The organism is Pseudotabrizicola alkalilacus (assembly GCF_003443995.1).
In the GTDB taxonomy this organism is placed as follows: Bacteria; Pseudomonadota; Alphaproteobacteria; order Rhodobacterales; family Rhodobacteraceae; genus Pseudotabrizicola; species Pseudotabrizicola alkalilacus.
In genome coordinates, this window is the sequence record NZ_QWEY01000031.1 from 1 (window position 1) to 1,559 (window position 1,559).

Below are 1,559 nucleotides of genomic sequence, written 5' to 3' on the forward strand. Positions count from 1 at the left end.
TGTTGTCACCAAGATAATGAGTCCGCGCTTCATCAAAGTAGAAATGTCCTTTCTCGACTCAATCGGGGTGTGGCGGGGCAGGGTGGAGACATCACACATCGGAGGCCTGTCCCGCCACTTGCGCGGCTTCTTCAGCCCGGCGCTCGGCGCGTTTGTCCAGCCATGACCGTCGGCCTGAGCTTTTCTTGCCAGTCGGCTCATACCGTGATTTCTGTTTGCCAACCGTCTTCACCTTCGGCGGTGCCGCGTCTTGCAATGCCTTCGTATAGGCCAGAACCTCACTCAGTCGCTTGTTCTCGGTGATGGCTGCATGGGTGACATGCTGCTGGTTGTCGTCGAATGCGCTGTAGGGCAGAGAAAGGCCTTTCCAGCGGATGTCGAGCCGGCCGTCCGCAAAAACGTATGTCTCGACATACTTGCCGATCAGACCTTTGGTTACCTCGTTCTGTTCCAACATGATGCGCTTGCGTTCGTAGCGAAGGGTCAGTTGCCGGTCGACATAGCGTTGATCTCGCCAGCACAGGATCTCGGCCTTGCGGTCTCTGGCGATATTCAATGGCCTGTGCAGGTTGTCCGGCCTAGCCGGGATTTTGGCGAATTGCGCATTGAACCGAACCATGAACTCGGGCAGGAACGCATTCCCGGCGGTCATGTCGCTGATACTTTCAAGTCGCAGTTCCTTGACCAGACGATCCTGTAAGGTTCGGTTGGCACGCTCCACCCGACCCTTGGCCTGGCTCGAATTTGCACAAAGAATCTCGATGTTTAGCTCTGCAAGTGCACGCCCGAACTGCGTCATGCCATGGCCGGTCTTGGCCTCGGCCTTGGCGACCCGAAAGATCGAGTGCTTGTCTGAGTAGAACGCCACAGGGCGGCCATGCTGTTCAAGATAGCCATCCAGCGCCTCGAAATAAGCGAAGGTGCTTTCGGAAGGGACAAAACGCATTTGCATCAGGGTACTCGTCGCATCATCAATAAACACAAGCAGGGTGCAGCGGTCGGCGCGATCCTCGAACCAGTGATGATCCGAACCGTCGATCTGGATCAGCTCGCCGACACGTTCGCGCCGCAGCCGCGGTTGGTGAAAGGTTCGACGCTGCTTGCGCGACAGCCACAAACCTTCCTCGGCCATCCAGCCGCGCAAAGTCTCGCGGGACACTTTCAGACCGTGCCGCTCGAGCAGTTTCTCCGCGGCAAGCGTCGGGCCAAAATCGGCAAAGTGTTTGCGCACCAATCGCGTGACGTCCTCGCGAAGCCCGGCGCGGATCTGGTTGTTCGAGGGACGCCCACGCAACCCGTGCCGAAGCGCCGCCGCACCATCCTCGCGGAAGCGTTTGACCATGCGTCGGATCTGCCGAGTGCTGACTGCAAGCACGGACGCCGCTGTTGCGGCGCTCATACTGCCATCCACAACCCGCGAAAGAACTTCGATCCGCCCAAGCTCGCGCTCGCTCATCATGACCCATCCCATGTGCATCCTCCAAAGCGCCAAGCTGGCAACACAGGGAGGGTGACACTTTAACTTTGCTCACATGGGACATTTCTACTTTGCGCCTACA

The 1,559-nt window shown here is 58.3% G+C and carries 1 protein-coding gene; it reads right to left on the bottom strand.

The features are described 5' to 3' along the window. Positions 1-91 precede the first annotated feature (91 nt). Positions 92-1,471, bottom strand: coding sequence for an ISNCY family transposase (locus D1012_RS21820; RefSeq protein WP_118156230.1), 1,380 nt, complete (start codon positions 1,469-1,471; stop codon positions 92-94). Between the last annotated feature and the right edge of the window lie 88 nt (positions 1,472-1,559).